We start from the raw sequence: 22,080 nt of genomic DNA on the forward strand, positions 1-22,080 counted from the left end.
CGGGCGCCGTCAGCGGCCTCGGGCGACCCGCCGGACGGGCGCCGTCAGCGGCCTCGGGCGACCCGCCGGGCCAGCACGTGCGCACCACCCACGACCAGCGGGAACGCCGCCAGCGCCGGCCGGCCGCCGCCCGTCCACACGCCCTCCCGCCGCAGCCGCCGCCACGCCCACAGCGCGAACGGGGCCACGACCGTCGGCGCGGTCAGCACCCCCGGCGTGTAGCCCCGGAACACCGCGCTCGCCGCCACGTGCGTGACGGCGTGCAGCCCGAACCCGGCCAGCGCGGTCTGGAACAGCCGCGACCGGCCGCCCGTGCGCGCGCCCTCGGCCGCCGCCACCGCCATCACCACGCCCACCGCGCCGATCGCCACGGCCGACTCGACCCGGCCGACCGTCGGCACGGCGCGGTGGGCCCGGCTCCACGGCGACGTCGTCGCCAGCTCCTCCAGGTCGTGCGCGACCCACGCGGCCAGCAGTCCCCAGGTGACGCTCTTCCCGATCACCACAGTTACGTTACACACTGGAACGTATCCTGGCCGCGTGCCGAGACCACGTGATCCCGAAGTAGACCGCGCCCTCGCCGAGGCGACCCTGGCCCTGCTGCACGAGGTGGGCTTCGAGGCGCTCGCGCTCGACGCCGTCGCCGCCCGCGCCGGGGTGAGCCGCCCCGCGCTGTACCGGCGGTGGCCGACCAAGCTGCACCTGGTCGCGCACGTGCTCGCCGAGTCGGTGGCCCCGATGCCCGACCCGGACACCGGCAGCGCGCGCGAGGACCTGCGGGTGCTGGCGACGACGCTACTGGACGCCCTGTCGTGGGTGCTGCTGGCGGTGCACGCCGAGGCCAGGCGCGCCCCGGAGCTGGGGCTGCACGAGCGGTTCCTGGCCGGGCGGCACGCGCTGGTCGCCGAGGTCGTGCGGCGCGGGGTGGCGCGCGGCGAGCTGCGCGGCGACCTCGCGCCGGACCTGGTGCGCGACCTGCTGCTCGGCCCGCTGCTCTACCACTGGTTCGCGACCGGCGAGCGGCCCTCGGTGGACCGGGTGTTCGACCACGTGTGGCCCACCCTCGTCCCCGGCTGAGCGCCCCGGAACCCGAGCGCCCCGTGACGACGTCAGGCCCCGCCCGGACCGCGGGTGGGGCCTGACGTGCGGGAACAGGATCAGCGGGTGGTGGGGCCCGAGTCCCCGTCGACCACCCGCGAGTCGAGCACCACGCCCTCGATCGCGTTGCCGCCCAGCGGCGCGCCCCCCGAGCGCGGCCGGGGCGCGCCCCGCTGCCCGCCCAGATCGATGATCACGCCGTCGACCACGACGTTCCCCGCGCCGGGCGGCCTGCCGAAGCGCTGGTTGAGCACGGCGTTCGCGGCGCGCTCGCGCGAGCGGCGGGCGATCCGCGCGCCCACCGCGCGCCGCACCGGCGGCAGGAGCAGCAGCAGGCCGGCGACGTCGCTGATGAAGCCCGGCAGCACGATCAGCAGCCCGGCCGCGACCAGCAGCACCCCGTCCGCGACCTCCTCGTGCGGCTCGCGCCGGTTGCGCAGGGCCTCGTTGAACGCGGCCATGCTGCGCGCCCCCTCCCGCCGCAGCAGGAACGAGCCCGCGACCCCGCCGAGGATCAGCAGGCCGAGCGTGGGCAGGAACCCGAGGTTGACCGTCACCGCCACCAGGGTGGCGATCTCGACTCCCACGGCGACCAACAGCAAGGCGAACACGCGCATACCCCCACAACGCACGAACACCCCGAAACGCTCCCTGGCGAAATATTTACGTCAAACCCGCCCTCTGTCAGCATGGTTTATCGCCATATCGCGACTGAGGAGGACAGATGACTGCGCTCCACGACGCGAACGCGGTCGGCACGGGGCCGCAGCCCTACGCCTACCGCAGGGACGAGCTGGTCGAACCGGACTGGCGGCGGTTACCGGGCTGGCGGGACGTGACCGCCCGGCAGTGGCGCGACGCCCAGTGGCAGCGCGCGCACTGCGTGAAGAACGTGAAGCAGCTGCGCGCGGTGCTGGGCGACCTGGTCGACGACCGGTTCTACGCCGACCTGGAGGCCGACCAGGAGCAGCTGGCGACCATGTCGATGCTGCTGCCGCCGCAGATGCTCAACACCGTGGTGCCCCGCCTCGGGGAGGGCGGCGACTTCACCGAGGCGTTCTACGCCGACCCGGTGCGCCGCTACATGCTGCCGGTGCGCTCGGACCGCGACCCGGACTGGCCGAGCCACCCGCACTCCTCGCGGGACTCGCTGCACGAGGCCGAGATGTGGGTGGTGGAGGGCCTGACCCACCGCTACCCGACGAAGGTGCTGGCCGAGCTGGTGTCCACCTGCCCCCAGTACTGCGGGCACTGCACCCGCATGGACCTGGTCGGCAACTCCACGCCGCAGGTCGCGAAGCACAAGCTCGCGCTCAAGCCGGTGGACCGGCAGGACCGGATCGTGGAGTACCTGAAGAGCACTCCGGGCGTGCGGGACGTGGTGGTCTCCGGCGGCGACGTGGCGAACGTGCCGTGGCCGCAGCTGGAGTCGTTCCTGATGCGGCTGCTGGGCGTGGAGACCGTGCGGGACGTGCGGCTGGCCACGAAGGCGCTGGCCGGGCTGCCGCAGCACTGGGTGCAGCCGCAGGTGGTGGAGGGCCTGGAGCGGGTGGCGCGCACGGCGGCGCGGCGCGGGGTGAACCTGGCGATCCACACGCACGTCAACCACGCCAACTCGGTGACGCCGCTGGTGGCGGAGGCGGCGCGGACGGCGCTCGCGGTCGGGGTGCGGGACGTGCGCAACCAGGGGGTGCTGATGCGCGGGGTGAACGCGACCGCGACGGACCTGCTGGACCTGTGCTTCGCGCTGCAGGGCGAGGCCGGGGTGCTGCCGTACTACTTCTACATGTGCGACATGATCCCGAACGCCGAGCACTGGCGGGTCGCGGTGTGGGAGGCGCAGGAGCTCCAGCACGCGATCATGGGCTACCTGCCGGGGTACGCCACGCCGCGGATCGTGTGCGACGTGCCGTACGTGGGCAAGCGGTGGGTGCACCAGGTGCAGGAGTACGACCGGGAGCGCGGGGTGTCGTACTGGACGAAGAACTACCGGACCGGGATCGAGCTGGACGACGCGGAGGCGTTGGACCGGCGCTACCCGTACTACGACCCGATCCGCTCGCTGCCCGAGGCGGGGCGGCGGTGGTGGGCCGAGCAGGGGTGAGCGCCGGTCGCAGGCCGTTCCCGGCGCCGCGACGCTGGTGAGCGTCGCGGCGCCGGTGCGGGTGTGCGGGTCAGAGCGCGTCGGGGTCGGGAGCGGCCCGGTCCCACTCGCGCTCGGACTCCCCGGCGGGAGGCGTCCCCAGGTGCGCGGTCCCCTGTGTGGCCAGCGCGCCGAACAGGGGTTTCCGCCGCTGCTCGCGCCGCTGCTCCCGCGTGGGGCCCAGCGGTGCGGGCGCACCCTACGCCGGGTCAGGCGGCCGAGTTGTGCTTGGGCGACTCGAACCAGTCGACGGCCAGCAGCGCCACCATCTCCGGCGAGGACCCGTCGGAGTCCCACTTGAGCCCGTCGAGGCTGGTCACGTCCACGCCCGCGCTCTCGGCCCGGCCCTGGTCGTCCGAGGCGGGGCCCCAGCCCGCGCGCAGGCCGGACGCGTCGTAGTCCAGGCGCAGGGTCGCGGCCGTGCCGCCGCCGCCCAGCTCCAGGACGACCAGCAGCCACGGGGCGCCGTCGGGGTCGCTGCGCAGCCGGTAGGACATGCCCGGTAGCTGCGCGTCGAGCAGCGCCGCGAAGGTCTTCTCGTCCCCGGTCGGCTCGCGGGTCTCCCCGGTGAAGGTGATAGCTGTGTCCACAGTGGAGGAGGGTAGGCGGTCACAACCAGTCTTCGCGCTTGAACAGCGAATAGAGCCCGAGGCCGCCGAGGGTGAGCGCGGCGGTGGACGTCCAGAAGCCCCAGGGCTGCTCGAAGCCGGGGAAGGGGATGTTCTGGCCGAAGTAGCCGGTGATCGCGGTCGGGACGGCGATGACGGCGGCCCAGCCGGTGACCTTCTTCATGACCAGGTTGAGCCGGTTGGCCTGGATGCTGAGCTGGGTCTCGCGGACGGTGGCGACCAGGTCGCGCAGCGAGTCGGTCCACTCGGCGGCGCGCAGGACGTGGTCGTAGACGTCCTGGTAGTAGGGGGTCATGCGGGCGTCGACGAGGTCGTGGTCGCGGCGGACGAGGGCGTTGACCACCTCGCGCATGGGCAGCACGACGCGACGCAGCGCGACCAGGGACTTGCGCAGGGCGAGCGCCTGGCGCTGGAGGTCGGTGTCGGAGCCGCGCTTCCCGCGCCCCGGCTGGTCCTGGTCGGCGAACACCAGGTCCTCCAGCCCCTCGATCCGCCCATCGAGGGCCTGGACGGCGTCGAAGTGGGTGTCGACGGCGTAGTCGAGCAGCCCGTGCAGCAGGTACCCGACGCCGCTGGCGGCCAGGTGCGTGGTGGCGTCCCAGCGCTCGACGACGGCGCCGATGTCGAAGTCGTCGTCGGGCCGGACGGTGACGAGGGCGTCGGGGGTGGCGAAGGCGGTGATCCCGGCGGTGGTCAGCGCCCCGTCGTCCCCGAGCCGGACGGCGTAGGCGGTGAGCAGCCGGTGCGTGTCGTACTCGTGCAACTTGGGCCGCTCGTGCGGCTCGACGGCGTCCTCGACCGCGAGCACGTGCCACCCGAGCTCCTCGCCGACCCGGTTCAGGAGGGCGGGGTCGGGGGCGAGCAGGTCGATCCAGACGAGCGCGCCGTCCTCACGCCTGAGGTCGGCGGCCTCGCGGAGGTCGAATCCCTCGGCTTCGAGGACGCCGTGCCGGTAGAGGCGGGTGCGGGGCACGGGAGAGGACAGTAGTCCGGTCGTGTGGCGGGCGCGCGGGGGCGTTCCGGTGACGCGGGGGATGCGATATGTACGTGCGGTGATCGCGGAATCAACGGAATCACGGGGTTTTCGACGGTTGTTGGGCGAGCCGGGGTGGCGGGGGCTGCGGGAAGCCGGGGTGCGACGGGAGTACCGGAAGGGCGAGTACCTGCTGCGCCAGGGCTTCCAGGGGACCTGGGTGCTGGCGCTGGTAGCGGGGCGGGTGAAGGTGGTGCAGAGCGAAGGCGAGAAGAAGGAGGCGCTGATCGCGCTGCGGGGAGCCGGTGACCTCGTGGGCGAGATAGCGGCACCGCGCAACGGCCGGCGCATCGCGAGCGTGCAGGCCGTGGACCCGTGCACGGCGGTCGTGCTGGAGTGGACGCAGCTCCGGGCTTGCCTGGGGAAAGCCGCGGACGGCCTGCTGCTCGAGTACCTGGGGACCAAGCTGGCCCAGGCGGGCCCCTACAAGCTGCGGCTGATGCACTTCAAGCCCGAGCGCAAGATAGCCAGGCTGGTGCTCGAACTGGCGGCGCTGTCCGACCCGAGCGTCGCGAACCCGGACCGGGTGCCGTTCACGCAGCAGGAGATCGCCGACTCTCTGGGAATCCAGACCAGCACAGTGGCCGAGCACGTGAAGAGACTGCGCGCCAAAGGCGCCCTGGTGGAACGGGGCCATCTGGTGCTGGGTGACCGGGAGGCCCTGCACCGGGCAGCCGGAGTGTGACCCGCGCCACGCCTGAATCTTCCGGCTGCGGATGACACGAGTCGGGAAATCGCGAAAACGTCCCGCACGTGGATCACACGAGCGACGACCGTGCGACGGCACGGGACCCGGAGAACCTTCCCCCCTACCGCGCGATGCTGGAGGCGGACGTCGAGTCCTTCAGCGGGCGCAAGGCGGTGGAGTACCCGAAGATCGCCCAGGCCATCCCCAAGATCCTGGAGGCGGCGTTCGAGCGGTGCGGGCTGTCCGGGGTCTGGGACGCGCAGCAGGCGCGGGAGACGGCGGGTGACAGCTACGCCGCGGTCTTCCCCACGGCTTTCCTCCCGCACCTGCTCAACCCCTTCCTGGGGGCGCTCCAGGATGAACTGGACGATCGGGAGCAGATCGGCGCCAAGCCCGCCGGACTGCGGATGCGGGTCAGCGTCACGGTCGGCCCGATCACCGATGCGGGGCCGAACGCGACCGGCACCGGGGCGGCGAGGGTCGAGCTGAACCGGCTGCTGAACTGTCGTCCGGTCCGGGATGCGCTGATCAACTCGGGGCCGAGCACGCGGGTCGCGGCGGTCGTTTCCGCACGCGCCTACGAGGACGCGGTGCTCAGCGGCTACTCCAAGGAGGACGAGGACCTCTACCAGCAGGTGGAGGTGGAGAACAAGAACTACCGGCGCATCGCCTACCTGCGGGTTCCCAGGCTTTCCTGGGACGCGCTCGGCAAGGGCGTTCCCCTTGCGGAACTGCCGGAGAGCGCAGCAACCGAAGTCCCGAAGTCGGCCGTCGGCGCCCGCCACTCGACCAACATCGCCAACGGGTCCACCGCCGACACCCTCCTGCAGATCGGCTTCAACGAGGGCGGGGTGAACACCGGCCAGCAGCACACCTACAACACCGGCCGCGACAGCTACCACCACAGCGGCTCGGGCCCTCAGTTCAACCGCGGCGACGTGAAGCGGTACGAGGACCGGCGCGGGGAGCGGCGCGAGCCGTGAGCGCGCACCACGAGGTCCACCGGGACGGGTTCTTCCACAGCGGGACCGGTGACCAGCACAACTACTTCCACCCAGTCCGCCCGCGCCGCGACCCGAGGCTGGTCGCGCGCGGGCAGGTGGACTGGTTGGCGGCGCGGTTCGCCGAGCCCACCGGGTTCCCCTCGGGCGCGCTGGACGCGCCGGGGTCGGTGGTGGTGCTGACCGCCCCGGTGGGGGCGCGCACGGCCGCGCTCATGCTGCTCACCGGCAACGGGCAACTCGGGGGCAGGCGGTTGCGGGAGCTGTCCGACGGCGGCGACGAGGACGACCCCGTCCTGGAGGCCGCCGACCTGGACGCCGGGGACCGGCTGCTGCTGGACCTGACCGGGACGGCGGAGGAGCGGCTGCGGGGGCTGGCCCCCGAGGTGGAGAAGTGCTGGGCGCTCGTCGAGGGGTCGGGCGCCCGGCTGGTGGTGGTCGTGCGGGACGAGCAGGTCAGGCTGCTCAGCTCGCCGCTGCGCCAACTGCTGGTCACCCTGCCCGCGCCCTCGGCGCGCGCGGTGCTGGCCGCGCACCTGCGCCCCGAGGGGATCGCCCTGCCGGAGCCGCTGCCCGGTGACCAGGCCGCCTACCTCGGGCAGGCCTCGGTGCACGACGCCGCCGAGCTGGCCCGGCTGGTGCTGGCCGCCTGTGACGCCGCGCCTCGGCGGTCCGCGGTGGAGTGGTTGGCCGACGCCGTCGTGGGGTGGCGGAACCGGGGCGAGCAGGCCCGCGCGCTGTTCGCCGATCACGTCGGCGGGGGTGAGCGGTCGTTGCTGGTCGCCGCGTCGCACCTGGTCGGCGCGCCGCTGGAAGCGGTGGCGAGGGCGGACGCGGCGCTGCGGCGGATCGCCGGGGTGGTCGCGGTCGAGGACCCGTTGCACAGCCCTTACCTGCCGCGCGAGCTGGCCGAGCTGGGGCTGGAGGTGCGGGGGCGGTCACTGGTGTTCAGCAGCGAACCGGTGGCGCACGCGGTGCGCGAGCACTTCTGGACGCACTTCCCGACCCTGCACGGCGCCCTGTTCGAGTGGGTCGCCGAGGCCGCGCCCGCCGGTGGGGACGACGGGGTGGAGCTGGTGGCGCGGTTCGCCGAGCAGGCGCTGGCCACCGGGTCGGCGGAGCGGCTGGCGGGGCTCACGCCCGGCTGGGCCGAGCGGAACCGGCCCGACCTGGCCTACCAGGCGCTCGCCTGCGGGCTGGCCGACCCGCGGGTGGGACGGGCGTTCCGCAGGCACGTCTACGTCCAGGCCCGCTCGGGGCGCGCCACCCCCGCCTACGGGCGCGTGCTGGTCGCGGTGTGCGCGGACGAGATCGCGCGGCTGCGACCGTGGGAGGCGCTGGTGCGGCTGCACCACCTGGCCAGGCACCGCGACGCGCAGGTGCGCGTGGAGGCCGCGTCGGCGGTCCGGGCGCTGGTGGCCGAGCGCCGCCTCGAGCGGTGGCTGCTGCACCGGCTCGCCCACCGGATGGGCGCGCTCCGGGCCGAGGACGCGCTGCTGCTGGGCGGGCTGCGCGTCACCGGGGGCTCCCGCGCCACGCTGGTCGCGGTGTGGCGACGGCTGCTGGGGAGCGCGGGCGTCGAGCGGCTGGCCGCCGACCCGCTCACCGCCGAGGTGCTCGCCGAGTGGGTCGGACGGGACCCCGGCGCGCTGGTGGAGGCCTGCGACCTGCGGATCGGGCTGATGGACCGGCTGTACCTGTTCACCCGGCGGGTGTCGGCGGAGCACGCCGCCGCGCTGCTGGAGCACGTCGAGGCCGCGCTGGGCGTGGCCGCAGGAGGAGGAGAGCTGTGACCGGGAACCACGTCCCCGCCGCTGCGGGAGGCGCGCTGGCCATGCTGGCGGTCACCGTCGGCCTGCTGGCGGACTGGCCGCTGTGGGGCATCGCGCTCCTGGTGGCGGCGGTGCTGGGCGGGACGGCGCTGGCGCTCAAGGCCGCGCAGGACCGGCGGCTGCGGGCCTGGGAGGCCGAGGCCGCGCTCCGGCAGTCCGAGCAGCAGCAGGCGCTGGTCCCGGTAGAGCTGCCCCCGTCCGGGCGGCGGGTGAGCGAGGTGGAGCTGCCGAGCGCGCTGCCGAACTTCCCGCTGGAGTTCGCGTGCACGGTCCACTGGCACACGGAGCCGGACGCGCGGCACGGCGACCTGGGCGCGGTGGCGGTGGAGTCGGTGCTGAAGCGGGCGGTGGAGTTCGCCAAGGGCGTCCAGCCCGACGACGAGACCGCCGGGCACCTGCTGGCAGCGGAGCTGGGGGCGCCGGTGAAGTGGCGTGGGCTGGTCAAGGCGTGGGCGACCGGGGTGGTGCTGCGCGCGCCCGGTCCGGAGCGGCTGCGGCTGACCAGGGCGCGCGACGCGCACCAGGAGCAGCACGTGTGGCGACAGCGGATCGCGGCGGAGCGGGAGGTGCGCGAGTACTACGGGGACGAGGTGCTGGCCAGCTCCGGAAGCGCGCTGGTGTGGTGGCTGGCGGGCACCGACCGGGCCGCCGTGCGCGAGGCCGCCGACCTGGTCGACCCGCTCACCCGGCTGTCCGCCGTGGCGCGCGGCGAGCTGGAGCGGCAGTCGGAACCGATCGCGCCGGAGCCGCGTGACGAGGGCGCGGAGCAGGCCCGGATCAGCGACTTCCTGCCGGAACCCGGCACGGAGGGCAGCGCCCTCTTCGCGGACCTGAGCGCGCGGCGGCTGCTGGGCATGGACCAGCCCGAGCGGGCAGAGCGGTGGCGCGAGCACTACAAGCGGGACGACGAGGGTTCCGCCGACGTCCCCCACGCCGAGGACGCGCTGAGCGGGGCGGGCCTCAACGGGCACGGGCCGTCGACCAACGGCACGTCCCCGAACGGCTCGGGACCCGACGGCCCCTCCCCCGACGCCACCGCGCGCGACTGAGCACTCACCCACCGCTCTCACCCCACCGGCGCCGTCGCTCCCCCACCACGCGGGGAGCGGCGGCGCTAGCGCATGGACATGATCGACGACGCGACGTACACCGACACCACCACCCCCGCCAGCCCCACGTACGGCATCCCCGCACGGGGCGCTCCCCGCCCCGCCCACGTCCCCACGAACCCCACCAGCGCGAACACCGCCACCCCCGCCATCCCGATCACCATCGGAACCCCGCCGTGCGCGCACGCGCCGCCGCCGCCCGAGGCGCCCGTGCAGCTCCCGGTCGGCGTGAACGCCATCACCGAGTAGAGGAACGCCAGTGGTGCGGACAGTCCCAGCAGGACTGTCCCGGTGATCGCGAGGAACCTCGCACCCGAACTCTTGGACGGCACCGCACGAGTGTGCCCGCTGGGCCGCTCGGCCGCAGCCGGTCTGATGCGAAGAGCCGCGTCCCCGGCACCACCGCGCCACCCGCGCTGACCATGGTCCCTGCTCCCCGGTGACTTTGTGCCCTGTCCGCCCCCACGCGCGCGCGACGAACCTGAGCCGAGGTTGATCACACCGAATCAGGAGAGATCGTGACTGCGCTGTCCCCGACACCCGTCGACGTCCACCAGAGCCCCCCGACACGGGGTTCGAAGGGGGCGGCGCTGCTGCGGCTGTTCCACACCACCGACCACAAGCAGATCGGCGTGATGTACCTCGTCACGACGTTCTTCTTCTTCATGGTCGGCGGTGCGATGGCAATGCTCATCCGCAGCGAGCTGGCCGTTCCCGGACTGCAGTTCCTGTCCAACGAGCAGTACAACCAGATGTTCACCATGCACGGCACGGTGATGCTGCTGCTGTACGCCACCCCGAGCGTCTTCGCGTTCGCCAACTTCATCCTGCCGCTCCAGATCGGCGCGCCGGACGTCGCGTTCCCGCGGCTGAACGCGTTCTCGTACTGGCTGTTCCTCTTCGGCGGCCTGCTGATGCTCGGCGGGTTCCTGACGCCCGGCGGCGCGGCGGACTTCGGCTGGTTCGCGTACACCCCGCTGTCGCTGGCGAACTACTCGCCGGGCTCGGGCGCGAACATGTGGATCGTCGGCCTCGCGGTCGGCGGTCTGGGCACCATCCTCGGCGCGGTCAACATGATCACCACGATCGTGTGCCTGCGGGCCCCCGGCATGACCATGTGGCGGATGCCGATCTTCACCTGGAACATCCTCGTGACCAGCGTGCTGATCCTGGTGGTGTTCCCGATCCTGACGGCGGCGGGCTTCGGCCTGCTCGCGGACCGGCTGATCGGCGCGCACGTGTTCGACCCCGCCAACGGCGGCGTCGTGCTGTGGCAGCACATGTTCTGGTTCTTCGGCCACCCCGAGGTGTACATCCTGGCGCTGCCGTTCTTCGGCGTCGTGTCGGAGATCATCCCGGTGTTCTCCCGCAAGCCGATCTTCGGCTACCGCGGTCTGGTGTGGGCGACCATGTCGATCGCGGCGCTGTCGATCGCGGTGTGGGCGCACCACATGTACGCCACGGGCGCCGTGCTGCTGCCGTTCTTCGCGTTCATGACCTTCCTGGTCGCGGTGCCGACCGGGGTCAAGTTCTTCAACTGGATCGGCACCATGTGGAAGGGGACGATGACCTTCGAGTCCCCGATGCTGTTCTGCGTCGGGTTCCTGGTCACGTTCCTGTTCGGCGGTCTGTCCGGCGTGCTGCTGGCCTCCCCGCCGCTCGACTTCCACGTCTCCGACACCTACTTCGTGGTCGCCCACTTCCACTACGTGCTCTACGGGACCATCGTGTTCGCGACCTTCGCGGGCATCTACTTCTGGTTCCCCAAGATCACCGGTCGGATGCTGGACGAGGGGCTGGCGCGCTGGCACTTCTGGACCACGATGATCGGCTTCCACGCCACGTTCCTGGTGCAGCACTGGCTGGGCAACGAGGGGATGCCGCGCCGGTACGCGGACTACCTGGCCGCGGACGGGTTCACCACGCTCAACATCGTCTCCACGATCGGCTCGTACGTGCTCGGCGCCTCGACGCTGCCGTTCCTGTGGAACGTCTTCAAGAGCTACCGCTACGGCGAGCGCGTGACCGTGGACGACCCGTGGGGCTACGGCAACTCGCTGGAGTGGGCGACCTCCTGCCCGCCGCCCAGGCACAACTTCACCGAGCTGCCCCGGATCCGCAGCGAGCGACCGGCCTTCGAGCTGCACTACCCGCACATGGTGGAGCGGATGCGCAACGAGGCCCACGTGAGCTTCACCGGGCGCAGCAAGCACGTGGAGACCGAACTGGAGCCCGCCGCGATCTCCGCGGATCGCGGCGAGGGCGCCGACGGGGACGGCAAGCCGTCCCCGAGGACGGACGACAAGGGCAAGCCGCTGTCCGACTAGGACGGTCCGGCGGGCCCGAACGCGCAGCACGAGCCCCAGGGGCGGCGACCGGAGGCGGTCGCCGCCCCTGGGGCGTTGCGGGGCGAGGAGAAGTGGTACCGCCGAGGGGGGCTGGTGGTGCCAGGCTGTTCGCCAGGTGAACACCCGGCCAACTTGTGACTGGGGTCACACAATCCACTGACCGGAATCGCGGGTAACACCGCATCCGCCCGTTTGCGCAGCCACCGTGAACCAGCCGCCGGGCACCCCCCGCGCCCGGTCGCCGACCCCCTTCGGCAGCCCGCACCGCCACCGCCGCTCGCCGCCTTGTTGCGGGTTCCCGGCCGCTGGTAGCTTGCCCGCGCCGCAGCGGTCCAGGGGGGCGGAAACGCACGGCGAGCTGCACTTATCCCCCGCACCCACCCCCGTCCGCGCCCCCGCGCGGACCCCCGCTCCCTGGAGGCAGTCGATGACCGTTGCCCACGACGATCCGTACGTGGGACGGCTGTTCGAGGAGATCGCGACCCTGCTGGTCGACGGCGATGGCGACCCCGCGTCCATCCACGACCAGCTCCTCGAACTCGCGGAGGCCAACTCACCCGAGGTGGCCCGCTACTGGCGGCAGACCGGCAGGGGCGTCGGCATCCCCGACGTCGCCTACAAGTCCGGCGGCCCGCACCTGTTCCCCGACGAGACCCCCGTGCGCGTGTTCCGCACCAGCGGCACCACCGGCAGCACGCGCGGCGAGGTCCGCTACACCAAGCTCGGCCTGGAGCTCAAGCGCTTGGCCGTCACGGCGGGCGCGAAGCTCAACGTCGCCACCGGCGCCGGGCGCACCGCCGTGATCCGCTTCGCCCCGACCGAGGAAGACCAGCCGGGCATGGCCATCGCGTTCGACATGGCCCGCATCGAGGAGGAGGTCGGCGCGCCCGAGCTGAGCGGGTCGATCATCGGTCCGAACGGCATGGAGCTGGACAAGCTCACCGCCATGCTCGACGCCGCCGTCGCCGAGGGCGCGCCCGTGGTGATGGTCGGCGCCACCTTCGCGTTCGTCAACGTCTGCGACGCGCTGCGCGGGCTGGGCCGCTCCTGGGAGCTGCCGCCCGGCTCCAAGGTCGTCGACGGCGGCGGCTTCAAGGGCCGCTCCCGCGTCATGGCCGTCCCGCAGCTGCGCGCCACCCTCACCGAGGTCTTCGGCGTCGTCGAGTTCGACAACATCTTCGGCATGACCGAGCTGGCCCACCAGCTGTTCAACGCCTCCCCCACCCGGCTCGGCCCGCTCGGGGAGAGCCCGAAGGCGTGGCGGCCGTGGGGCGGGGCGCGGCTGCGCGCCGCAGGCACCCGCGAGCTGATCACCGAGGGCCGGGGCCTGGTGGAGGTCACCGACCTGTGCCTGCTCGACCGCCCGTGCGCGGTGCTGACCGGTGACGTCGGCATCGGCTCCCCCGAGGGCGTGGCCATCGCGGGCCGCGTCGCCGGAGCCGCGAGCCGCGGCTGCTCCCTGTCGCTGGACGAGATGACCGGAGGACGCTGACCCGTGAACACCCCAGTCATCCCCACCACCGCCGTCGACGACCTCGTCGCCGTGACCGCGACCGGGGCGACCCCGGACGTGTCGTTCCAGCCGTCCTGGCTGTCCACCGGCGGGCTGGAGCGCTTCACCCTGCGCTCGGGCCCCCGCGAGTGGCACGGCCTGCGCCCGGCCACGCAGGACTGGGCCGAGGTCGGCGACGGCCTGCGCCGCGCCCACGAGGCCCTGCGCCGCCTCCCGGTGCGCCGCATCGTCGCCGCCTTCGACACCGCCGCCGAGCTGTGGGCCAAGCGCGACTTCCCCGAGCGCCGCGACACCGTCCGCTCGGCCGCCGCGATCACCGGCATGTCCGAGGAGACCATCGACCGGGCCCTGGACGGCGAGCTGTCCGGCCTGCGCGCCGAGCACCTCCTCGCCGCGCTGGAGCGCGAGCTGGGCGTGCCCGAGGTGCTCGACGGCTTCGAGCGCGACGGGCGCCTGCGCGGCAGCACCACCGCGATCGGCCCGCGCGTCACCCTCGCGGTCTTCTCCGGCAACGTCCCCGGCCTGCCGGTGCGCTCGCTGGTGCGCGCCCTGCTGGTCAAGTCCGCGCTGATCGCGAAGATCCCGGCCCGCGAGCCCAGCTTCACCGCCGCGTTCCTGCGCACCCTGCGCGAGGTCGAGCCGGTGGTCGCCGACGCCGTCGTCGCGCTCTACTGGGACCGCGACGACGAGGCCAACCAGTCGGCCGCGCTGGAGCAGGCCGACGCCGTCATCGCCTACGGCAGCGACGAGGCGTGCGCGGCGATCCGGGCCCGCGTCGCCCCGCACCAGGTGTACGAGCAGCACGGCCACAAGCTCTCGTTCGGCGTGATCTCGCGCGCCTACCTCGCCGCCAACGGGGCCGCCGAGGTCGCCCGCCGCATCGCCGCCGACACCAGCGAGCTGAACCAGCACGCCTGCCTGTCCCCGCAGGTGTACCTGGTGGAGGCCGGTCGCGAGGAGGCCAACGCGCTCGCGGGCCGGGTCGCCGAGGCGATGCGCGCCGCCGCCGCCGACTTCCCGCCCGGCGAGGTGCCGCGCGAGGACGCGGTGATCGTCGAGCACCGCAGGCTCCTGGCGGGCTGGCGCGCCGCGTCCAGCGCGGACGCCGGGGTGTGGGTCTCCGAGGGCGACACCGACTGGACCGTGGTCCTGGACGACGCGCTGCTGCCGCTCAGCGGCGCGGGCAACCGGGTGGCGCGGCTGGTGGTGGTGCCGTCGCTGGCCGCCGCCGTCGACGCGGTGCGGCCGTACGCGAAGCACCTGCAGAACGTGGGGCTGGGCGCGGTCGGCGAGGAGTTCTGGCAGGTCTCGCGGGAGCTGGCCGTGCTCGGCGCGAGCCGGATCGCCGCGCCCGGCGCGATGATCGGCGCGTCGATGGTGTGGAAGCACGACGGGCAGCCGCGCATCGCCGGGCTGCTGCGCTGGTGCGACGTGGAGAACCACCCCGAGGTGGACTGAGCGCCGCCGCGCGGGTTCCCGCCCCGTCGAGGGCGGGGCGGGAACCCGCGCGGATCGATCAGGAACGGAGAAGCGGGTGTCGGGGGTCGGCCCTAGCATGACCGCCGTGAACGCCGCCAAGCGCACCGCAGCCCAGCAGGCCACCACGCCCCCGACGGCCGGGCACCCCGCCGACGGCCACGACCTGATCCGGGTGCACGGGGCCCGCGAGAACAACCTCAAGGACATCCACGTCGAGCTGCCCAAGCGCAGGCTGACCGTGTTCACCGGGGTGTCCGGCTCGGGCAAGTCGTCCCTGGTGTTCGGCACGATCGCCGCCGAGTCGCAGCGGCTGATCAACGAGACCTACAGCGCGTTCGTGCAGGGCTTCATGCCGAACCTGGGCCGCCCGGACGTGGACGTGCTCGACGGCATCACCACCGCGATCATCGTGGACCAGCAGCGCATGGGCGCCGACCCGCGCTCCACCGTCGGCACCGCCACCGACGCGAACGCCATGCTGCGCATCCTGTTCAGCCGCCTCGGGAAGCCGCACATCGGCCCGCCCAGCGCGTACTCGTTCAACACCGCCTCGGTGCGCGCCAGCGGCGCGATCACGGTCGAGCGCGGCAACCGCACCAAGTCCGAGAAGGCCACGTTCAACCGGCTGGGCGGCATGTGCCCGCGCTGCGAGGGGCGGGGCTCGGTCACCGACTTCGACCTCACCCAGCTCTACGACGACTCCAAGTCGCTCGCCGAGGGCGCGCTGACCATCCCCGGCTTCGGCACCGAGGGCTGGTACGGGCGGATCTTCGCGGGCTGCGGCTACTTCGACGTGGACAAGCCGATCCGGAAGTTCACCAGGAAGGAGACGCACGACCTGCTGCACCGCGAGCCCACGAAGATCAAGGTCGACGGCGTCAACCTCACCTACGAGGGCCTGATCCCGCGCATCCGCAAGTCGTTCCTGGCCAAGGACGTCGAGGCGATGCAGCCGCACGTGCGGGCGTTCGTGGAGCGCGCGGTCACCTTCACCACCTGCCCCGAGTGCGACGGCACCCGGCTCAGCCCCGAGGCGCGGTCCTCGAAGATCGGCGGCAGGTCGATCGCCGACGCGTGCTCGATGCAGATCAGCGACCTGGCCGAGTGGGTCGCCGGGCTGGCGGAGCCGTCGATCGCGCCGCTGCTGGAGAAGCTGCGGCACACCCTGGACTCGTTCACCGAGATCGGCCTGGGCTACCTGAGCCTGGACCGGCCGGCGGGCACGCTGTCCGGCGGCGAGGCGCAGCGGGTCAAGCTGGTGCGGCACCTGGGGTCCTCGCTCACCGACGTCACCTACGTGTTCGACGAGCCCACCGCCGGGCTGCACCCGCACGACATCCGCCGGATGAACGACCTGCTGCTGCGGCTGCGCGACAAGGGCAACACGGTGCTGGTCGTGGAGCACAAGCCCGAGGTGATCGCGATCGCCGACCACGTCGTGGACCTCGGCCCCGGCGCGGGCTCGGCGGGCGGCACGCTGTGCTTCGAGGGCGACGTGGCGGGCCTGCGGGCCAGCGGCACCACCACCGGCAGGCACCTGGACGACCGCTCGAAGGTCAAGGACTCGGTGCGCGCGGCCGGCGGGAAGCTGGAGATCCGGGGCGCGGCCACCCACAACCTCAAGGGCGTGGACGTGGACGTGCCGCTGGGGGTGCTGGTGGCCGTGACGGGCGTGGCCGGGTCGGGCAAGTCCTCGCTGATCCACGGCTCGCTCGCGAAGCGGGACGGGGTGATCCCGGTCGACCAGGCCCCGATCAAGGGCTCGCGGCGCAGCAACCCGGCCACCTACACCGGGCTGCTGGAGCCGATCCGCAAGGCGTTCGCCAAGGCCAACGGGGTCAAGCCCGCGCTGTTCAGCGCGAACTCCGAGGGCGCCTGCCCGACCTGCAACGGCGCGGGCGTGACGTACACCGACCTGGCGATCATGGCGGGCGTGGCGAGCACCTGCGAGGACTGCGAGGGCAAGCGGTTCCAGGCGGAGGTGCTGGAGCACCGGCTGGGCGGGCGCGACATCAGCGAGGTGCTGGCCATGCCGGTCGGCGAGGCGGTCGGGTTCTTCGGCGAGGGCGAGGCGCGGGTGCCCGCCGCGCACACCATCCTGCGGCGGCTCGCGGACGTGGGCCTGGGCTACCTGAGCCTGGGGCAGCCGCTGACCACGCTGTCCGGCGGCGAGCGGCAGCGGCTCAAGCTGGCCACGCACATGGCGGGCAGCGGCGAGGTGTACGTGCTGGACGAGCCGACCACCGGGCTGCACCTGGCGGACGTGGAGCAGCTGCTCGGACTGCTGGACCGGCTGGTGGACTCGGGCAAGTCGGTGATCGTGATCGAGCACCACCAGGCGGTGATGGCGCACGCGGACTGGATCATCGACCTGGGTCCGGGGGCCGGGCACGACGGCGGGCGGGTGGTGTTCGAGGGCACCCCGGCGGAGCTGGTGGCCAGCCGGGCGACGGTGACCGGGGAGCACCTGGCGGAGTACGTGGCCTGAGGTCCTCGGGCGCGACGAGGGGCCACCCGGTTCGGTCAGGGTGGCCCCTCGTCGCACGTTCGGCAGCCGGTCAGGACAGCAGGTACTGCGGCACCACCATGGTCAGGATCGTGAACGCCGGCCCGATCAGCACCATCGCGAAGCCCCACACCGTCAGCCGCCTGGTCAGCAGCGGGCGCTCCGGTTCGGCCGCCGACGCCACGATCGTGGCGCCGGTGGTGGAGAACGGGGCGCAGTCCACCAGGGACGCCGAGATCGCCAGCGCGTAGATGAACCCGGTGGCCTCCAGGCCGCCGCCGTCCACCAGCAGCGGCACGGCCAGCGGGATCAGCGCGCCGAGGATGCCGATGGTCGAGGCGAACGCGGACACCAGGCCCGCGATCACGCAGATCACCACCGCCGCGACCAGCGGGGCGCTCACCGAGCGGGCCAGCTCGCCGAGCTGGTCGATCGCGCCGAGCCTGGTCAGCACGCCGACGTAGGTCAGGATGCCGCCGAGCAGCAGGATCGTGCCCCAGTCGACCTTCGACACCGCCTTGCGCCCGATCTCCGGGAACAGCAGGGACAGCGCCACCGCGAGGGTCAGGGCGACCACGCCGAGGTTGACGTCCACGTCGAGCACGGTGAGCGTGAAGAACCCGGCGATCAGCAGGAACAGCGTGACCAGCACGGTCACCTGCACGCGGGTGATCGGCACGAGCGGGGTCTCGTCGGCCGCGGTGGTCGGCTCGGCCCCGGCGCGGGAGCGGCGGATCAGCTCCCGGCCACCGAACATCAGGAACGCGGCCAGCACGACCAGCGCGTTCACCCCGACCGACAGGAAGAACATCAGCCCGGTGCTGTACGGCAGGCCCGCCTTCTCCGCGACGGTGGCGACCGTGATGCCGTTGATGCTGGTCGGGGCCAGGGCCCCGCCGACGATCGCCGAGCTCATGGCGATGCCCATGAGGGTCGGGCTGATCCGGTGCGTGGTGGCCAGCGACATCGCGATCGGCACGACGGCGAACGCGGCGTGCGAGGTGCCCAGGCAGGCGACGGCGGTGCCGATCAGCCACATCGCCCACGGCAGCAGCGCCACCCTCGGTCCGACGAGCCGGATCGAGCGGTCGACCAGCCAGTCGATCGTGCCGGTCTCCCTGGCCATGCCGAACAGGTAGGTGATGCCGAGCAGGATCAGCAGGGCGTCGACCGGGAAGCCGCCGAGGACGGTGTCCAGGTCCTCGCCGACCAGGCCGATGCCGATGACGAACGCCGCGACCAGGGCGAGCGCGCCCATGTGCACGTTGCGGATGGCCGAGATGGCGAAGACCGCCGCGAACACGACCAGCGCGATGATCTCCGCGTTCACGCCGGGGCTCCCTCGGTCGCCGCCGCCGCGACCTGGGCCTGCGCGAACAGGTGGGCGTCGAGCGGTCCGGGGGCGACGCCCTCCAGGTCGGCGAGGCGCACCAGCTCGCCCGCCGCGACGGGCCTGCGCAGCCGCGCGCCGTCGAGCAGGTAGTACGGGGCCGCGCCCGGCTCGGGGGCGACCATGACCGGGGTGACGCCGTCGATCTCGTGGTGGTGCCCGGCGACCCGGAACGCCGTGCCCGCGTCGAGCGCGGTCGCGGTCCTGGCCGCGAGCAGCACCGACGGGCTGGGCGCGTGCGCGGGTCCGGTGCCGTCGACGGCGGCGTGCACGGTCAGCGGGGTCTCCACGCCCATCGCGTGGTACGGCCAGTACAGGCAGGCGTAGCGGCCGTCGCGGCTGACCACGTGGCCCTTGCCGCGCAGCAGCTCCCAGGTGACCGGGTCGCCGGTGCGCACCACCGCGAACACCCCGCCCGCGAAGCTGGCCTCGTCGGGCAGGCGCAGCGCGGAGAAGACATCGATCACCCCGGGGCGCCCCAGGAGGCCGCCGTGCTCGCGGGCGGCGTAGACGTCGGCCAGCTCGGTGACGCGGGCGACCGGGTAGTGCAGGTCCTCGCGGTCGGGGACGGCCCCGCAGCGGGTGGCGACGACGGTCATCTCGCACAGGTCGGCGGCGGCCGAGCGCTTGAGGGAGGCGACCAGCTCGGCGCGGCGGGCCAGGGTCTCGCGCGGGTCGGCGCCGAGGTCGAGCAGGTCGACCAGGCCCGGCGCGTGGACGGTGGCCCCGGCCTGGGTGACGACGCCGGTGGCCGGGTCGAGGACCAGGTCGTACTCGCCGGACTTGCCGATCGCGACGACCTCGAGGCCGGTCGCGGTCACCCAGTCGAGCAGGCGCAGCAGGTTGGCGGGCTGGTCGCCGTCGCCGGGCAGGTAGCGCAGCCCGGCCTCGGCGGCCCTGGCGGCGAGCGCGACGCCCGCGACGGTGTCGACCTCCTTGCTGACCATGACCACGTGCACGCCGTGCTCCAGCGCGGCGGTGGCGTAGCCGGTGCCCGCGGCGACCTTCCCGCTGGCCTCGATGAGCACGTCGACCCCCGACCAGTCGACGTCGGACCCGTCGGTTATCGCACCGGCGTCGAGCCCCAGCTCGGCCAGGGTGCGGCGCATCCCGTCGGCGTCGGGCTCGACGAGCAGGGCGGGGACCAGCTCGGGCGTGCTCCGCAGCTGCGCCAGCAGCGTGCGGCCGTAACCACCGTTCGCGCCGGTCAGCGCGATCCTGACCGGTTGCCGGTCCCGGACGGCGTGGGAGTGGATCACCGTTGCTCCAATCTGGGCGCGCGTCGTCGCGCTGCCTGCCGCTTCCCCCGCTCGGCGCCGGGGTGGGCCGTACTGTAGGCACACCATCTAGTTTTGTACAAACTTGCACCAAATTTTCACATCGTGTGTGATGTGCCCATGCTGGGAGCCATCGCCGACGACTTCACCGGCGCGACAGACCTCGCGATCATGTTGCGCCGCAACGGACACCGGGTCGCGGTCGCGATCGAGGACCACGACCCCGGCGAGCGGGTCCGAGCCGGGCTCGACGCGCTCGTCATCGCGCTCAAGTCCCGCACCGCCCCCGTCGCGGAGGCCGTCGCCGCCACCCGCGCCGCCCACGAGCGGCTGCTCGACTGGGGCGCGCGGCGGGTGTACGTGAAGTACTGCTCGACCTTCGACTCCACCGACGAGGGCAACATCGGCCCCGTGCTGGACGCGGTGGCCGACCGGGCGGGCGCGGAGCGGGTGGTGGTCGTGCCGTCGCTGCCCGCCAACGGTCGCACGGTCCACGAGGGCCTGCTGCACGTGAACGGGCAGCTGCTGGAGCACTCCCCCCTGCGCCACCACCCGCTCACCCCCATGACCCGCTCGCGGGTCGCCGACCTGCTGCGCCCGCAGACCCGGCACGAGGTGGCCGAGCTGCACCTGGACGTGGTGCGCTCCGGCCGCGACGCCCTGCGCGCCGCGCTGGACGCCACCGCCGCCCGGTACGTGGTCGTGGACGCGGTCGACGACGCCGACCTGGCCGTGATCGGCGCGGCGGTCGCCGGGGACGCCGTGGTCAGCGGCGGTTCCGGGCTCGCGCTCGGCCTGCCCGACCCGCACGGCGACACCGACGGGTGGACCGCCCCCGCGAGCGGACGCCGGGCCGTGCTGTGCGGCAGCGCCTCCACCGCGACCCGCCGCCAGGTCGCCGACGCCGCGGGCCGTGCCCAGCCGGTGCTGCGCGTGGACCCCGTGGCCGCCGTGCGCACCCCGGACCTCGAAGTCGACCGGATCGCCGCGTGGGCCGTCCAGCAACCCGCGGACTCGACGCCCGTCATCCACACCACCGCCGACGCGGCCGACCTGGTCCCCGAGGTCGACGGCCTGCCCGCCGCCCCGGCCGTCGAGACCGTGCTGGCCGGGGTCGCGCGGCGCCTGGTCGTGTCGGGCGTGCGGCACCTGCTCGTCGCGGGCGGCGAGACCAGCGGCGCGGTCGTGCGCGCCCTGGGGGTGGGCGTGCTGCGCGTGGGCCCCGAGATCGCCCCCGGCATCTGCTGGGCCGCCGCCGCCGCCGCCACCGGCGGTGACGGTGACGACGGCGGGCACGAGGTCGCGCTCGCGCTCAAGAGCGGCAACTTCGGCCCCGACGACCTGTTCACCTCGGCCTGGGACCGGCTCGCGTGAGCGCGGTCGAGCAGCTCGCCGAGGCGGGCGCGCGCGTGGTCGAGGCCGGGCTCAGCCCCGGCAGCAGCGGCAACATCAGCGTCCTGGACGGCGACCGCGTGCTGCTCAGCGGCACCGGCGTGCCCCTGGGCGAGCTGGGCCCCGAGGACGTCGCCGTGCTCGACCTGGACGGTGCCCACCTGGGTGGCGCGCGTCCCTCGAAGGAGTGGCCGCTGCACGTCGCGTTCTACCGCCGCTCCCCCGAGCACCGCGCGGTCGTGCACGTGCACTCCCCGTCCGCCGTCGCCGTGGCCTGCCTGGAGCCGTGGGCCGGGCACAGCGCCGTCCCGCCGCTCACCCCGTACTTCGTGATGCGCGTCGGCCAGACCCCGCTGCTGCCCTACCGCGCCCCCGGCGACCCCGGACTCGGCTCGGACCTGCTGGAGTGCCCGTGGGAGCTGCGCGCGGCGCTGCTGGCCAACCACGGTTCGGTCGTCGCGGGCGCGGGGCTGGCGGAGGCGGTGGACCGGGCCGTGGAACTGGAGGAGGCCTGCCGCATTACCCTGCTGACCAGCGGACTGGCCCGCAGGGAGCTCGACGCGACCGCGATCGCCGAGCTGTCGCGGCGCTGGTCGAGCCCGTGGGGCGGGCGCGCGGACCTTCGACGAGGAGTTGACTGAA

The 22,080-nt window shown here is 73.5% G+C and carries 19 protein-coding genes; 12 read left to right on the forward strand and 7 right to left on the reverse strand.

Going from position 1 to position 22,080, the window contains the following annotated elements; genetic code table 11:
• Positions 1 to 44 precede the first annotated feature (44 nt).
• Positions 45 to 503 (reverse strand): HXXEE domain-containing protein, encoded by a 459-nt coding sequence (locus AMIR_RS18505; RefSeq protein ID WP_041837981.1) that lies wholly within the window; start codon positions 501 to 503, stop codon positions 45 to 47.
• 37 nt (positions 504 to 540) lie between these two features.
• Here AMIR_RS18505 and AMIR_RS18510 point away from each other — a divergent pair, with 37 nt between their 5' ends.
• Entirely contained in the window at positions 541 to 1,077 is a 537-nt protein-coding gene (locus AMIR_RS18510) for a TetR/AcrR family transcriptional regulator (RefSeq protein WP_015802484.1), read from the forward strand.
• 80 nt (positions 1,078 to 1,157) lie between these two features.
• Here the strand turns inward: AMIR_RS18510 and AMIR_RS18515 are convergent, their stop codons facing one another.
• Positions 1,158 to 1,709, reverse strand: coding sequence for an FxsA family protein (locus AMIR_RS18515; RefSeq protein WP_425358820.1), 552 nt, complete (start codon positions 1,707 to 1,709; stop codon positions 1,158 to 1,160).
• A gap of 113 nt (positions 1,710 to 1,822) precedes the next feature.
• Here AMIR_RS18515 and AMIR_RS18520 point away from each other — a divergent pair, with 113 nt between their 5' ends.
• Positions 1,823 to 3,202 carry a KamA family radical SAM protein gene (locus AMIR_RS18520; RefSeq protein ID WP_015802486.1) on the forward strand — a complete coding sequence of 460 codons (1,380 nt, stop codon included), beginning with the start codon at positions 1,823 to 1,825 and terminating at the stop codon, positions 3,200 to 3,202.
• A gap of 248 nt (positions 3,203 to 3,450) precedes the next feature.
• On the opposite strand, the gene AMIR_RS18525 is transcribed toward AMIR_RS18520, so the two are convergent.
• Positions 3,451 to 3,831: a hypothetical protein gene (locus AMIR_RS18525; RefSeq protein ID WP_015802487.1), complete on the reverse strand. Its 381-nt coding sequence runs from the start codon at positions 3,829 to 3,831 to the stop codon at positions 3,451 to 3,453.
• A gap of 19 nt (positions 3,832 to 3,850) precedes the next feature.
• Complete coding sequence (locus AMIR_RS18530) at positions 3,851 to 4,843, reverse strand: magnesium transporter CorA family protein (RefSeq protein WP_015802488.1); 993 nt, start codon at positions 4,841 to 4,843, stop codon at positions 3,851 to 3,853.
• A 160-nt stretch (positions 4,844 to 5,003) separates the two neighbouring features.
• On the opposite strand from AMIR_RS18530, the gene AMIR_RS18535 reads away from it, so the two are divergent.
• From AMIR_RS18535 to AMIR_RS35910, 4 genes are all read left to right on the forward strand, one after another.
• Positions 5,004 to 5,588, forward strand: coding sequence for a Crp/Fnr family transcriptional regulator (locus tag AMIR_RS18535; RefSeq protein WP_049796883.1), 585 nt, complete (start codon positions 5,004 to 5,006; stop codon positions 5,586 to 5,588).
• A 68-nt stretch (positions 5,589 to 5,656) separates the two neighbouring features.
• On the forward strand, positions 5,657 to 6,574 hold the full coding sequence (locus tag AMIR_RS18540) for a hypothetical protein (RefSeq protein WP_143760783.1): 918 nt from the start codon (positions 5,657 to 5,659) through the stop codon (positions 6,572 to 6,574).
• Positions 6,571 to 8,385, forward strand: a complete 1,815-nt coding sequence (locus tag AMIR_RS18550; protein ID WP_015802491.1) for a hypothetical protein — start codon at positions 6,571 to 6,573, stop codon at positions 8,383 to 8,385. The genes AMIR_RS18540 and AMIR_RS18550 overlap by 4 nt, the downstream gene beginning before the upstream one ends.
• Positions 8,382 to 9,473, forward strand: coding sequence for a hypothetical protein (locus tag AMIR_RS35910; RefSeq protein ID WP_015802492.1), 1,092 nt, complete (start codon positions 8,382 to 8,384; stop codon positions 9,471 to 9,473). The genes AMIR_RS18550 and AMIR_RS35910 overlap by 4 nt, the downstream gene beginning before the upstream one ends.
• Positions 9,474 to 9,538: 65 nt before the next feature.
• On the opposite strand, the gene AMIR_RS39300 is transcribed toward AMIR_RS35910, so the two are convergent.
• A complete protein-coding gene (locus tag AMIR_RS39300) occupies positions 9,539 to 9,865 on the reverse strand; it encodes a hypothetical protein (protein WP_015802493.1) in 327 nt (108 codons plus the stop codon).
• Between the two features lie 186 nt (positions 9,866 to 10,051).
• On the opposite strand from AMIR_RS39300, the gene ctaD reads away from it, so the two are divergent.
• The 4 genes from ctaD to AMIR_RS18580 all read left to right on the forward strand — a co-directional run bounded on the left by ctaD (position 10,052) and on the right by AMIR_RS18580 (position 17,361).
• Positions 10,052 to 11,860, forward strand: coding sequence for an aa3-type cytochrome oxidase subunit I (gene ctaD, locus AMIR_RS18565; protein WP_015802494.1), 1,809 nt, complete (start codon positions 10,052 to 10,054; stop codon positions 11,858 to 11,860).
• Positions 11,861 to 12,308: 448 nt separating this feature from the next.
• A complete protein-coding gene (locus AMIR_RS18570; protein ID WP_015802495.1) occupies positions 12,309 to 13,373 on the forward strand; it encodes a LuxE/PaaK family acyltransferase in 1,065 nt (354 codons plus the stop codon).
• A 3-nt stretch (positions 13,374 to 13,376) separates the two neighbouring features.
• Complete coding sequence (locus AMIR_RS18575) at positions 13,377 to 14,852, forward strand: acyl-CoA reductase (protein ID WP_015802496.1); 1,476 nt, start codon at positions 13,377 to 13,379, stop codon at positions 14,850 to 14,852.
• A 97-nt stretch (positions 14,853 to 14,949) separates the two neighbouring features.
• Positions 14,950 to 17,361, forward strand: coding sequence for an ATP-binding cassette domain-containing protein (locus AMIR_RS18580; RefSeq protein ID WP_049796884.1), 2,412 nt, complete (start codon positions 14,950 to 14,952; stop codon positions 17,359 to 17,361).
• A gap of 70 nt (positions 17,362 to 17,431) precedes the next feature.
• Here the strand turns inward: AMIR_RS18580 and AMIR_RS18585 are convergent, their stop codons facing one another.
• Positions 17,432 to 18,709 carry an ArsB/NhaD family transporter gene (locus AMIR_RS18585; protein ID WP_015802498.1) on the reverse strand — a complete coding sequence of 426 codons (1,278 nt, stop codon included), beginning with the start codon at positions 18,707 to 18,709 and terminating at the stop codon, positions 17,432 to 17,434.
• Positions 18,706 to 20,028, reverse strand: a complete 1,323-nt coding sequence (locus AMIR_RS18590) for an SAF domain-containing protein (protein WP_015802499.1) — start codon at positions 20,026 to 20,028, stop codon at positions 18,706 to 18,708. Before AMIR_RS18590 ends, AMIR_RS18585 begins: the two co-directional genes overlap by 4 nt.
• Positions 20,029 to 20,166: 138 nt before the next feature.
• Here AMIR_RS18590 and otnK point away from each other — a divergent pair, with 138 nt between their 5' ends.
• A complete protein-coding gene (gene otnK / locus AMIR_RS18595; RefSeq protein ID WP_015802500.1) occupies positions 20,167 to 21,420 on the forward strand; it encodes a 3-oxo-tetronate kinase in 1,254 nt (417 codons plus the stop codon).
• Positions 21,417 to 22,079 (forward strand): class II aldolase/adducin family protein, encoded by a 663-nt coding sequence (locus AMIR_RS18600; RefSeq protein WP_015802501.1) that lies wholly within the window; start codon positions 21,417 to 21,419, stop codon positions 22,077 to 22,079. The genes otnK and AMIR_RS18600 overlap by 4 nt, the downstream gene beginning before the upstream one ends.
• Position 22,080 lies beyond the last annotated feature (1 nt).

Origin of the sequence: Actinosynnema mirum DSM 43827 (assembly GCF_000023245.1) — a bacterium.
GTDB classification, from domain to species: Bacteria; Actinomycetota; Actinomycetes; order Mycobacteriales; family Pseudonocardiaceae; genus Actinosynnema; species Actinosynnema mirum.

Bases quoted from the DNA above. Each gene is read 5' to 3' on its own strand.
- AMIR_RS18520 (WP_015802486.1), top strand. From the start codon at position 1,823: ATGACTGCGCTCCACGACGCGAACGCGGTCGGCACGGGGCCGCAGCCC.
- AMIR_RS18570 (WP_015802495.1), top strand. From the start codon at position 12,309: ATGACCGTTGCCCACGACGATCCGTACGTGGGACGGCTGTTCGAGGAG.
- AMIR_RS18580 (WP_049796884.1), top strand. From the start codon at position 14,950: ATGACCGCCGTGAACGCCGCCAAGCGCACCGCAGCCCAGCAGGCCACC.
- otnK (WP_015802500.1), top strand. From the start codon at position 20,167: ATGCTGGGAGCCATCGCCGACGACTTCACCGGCGCGACAGACCTCGCG.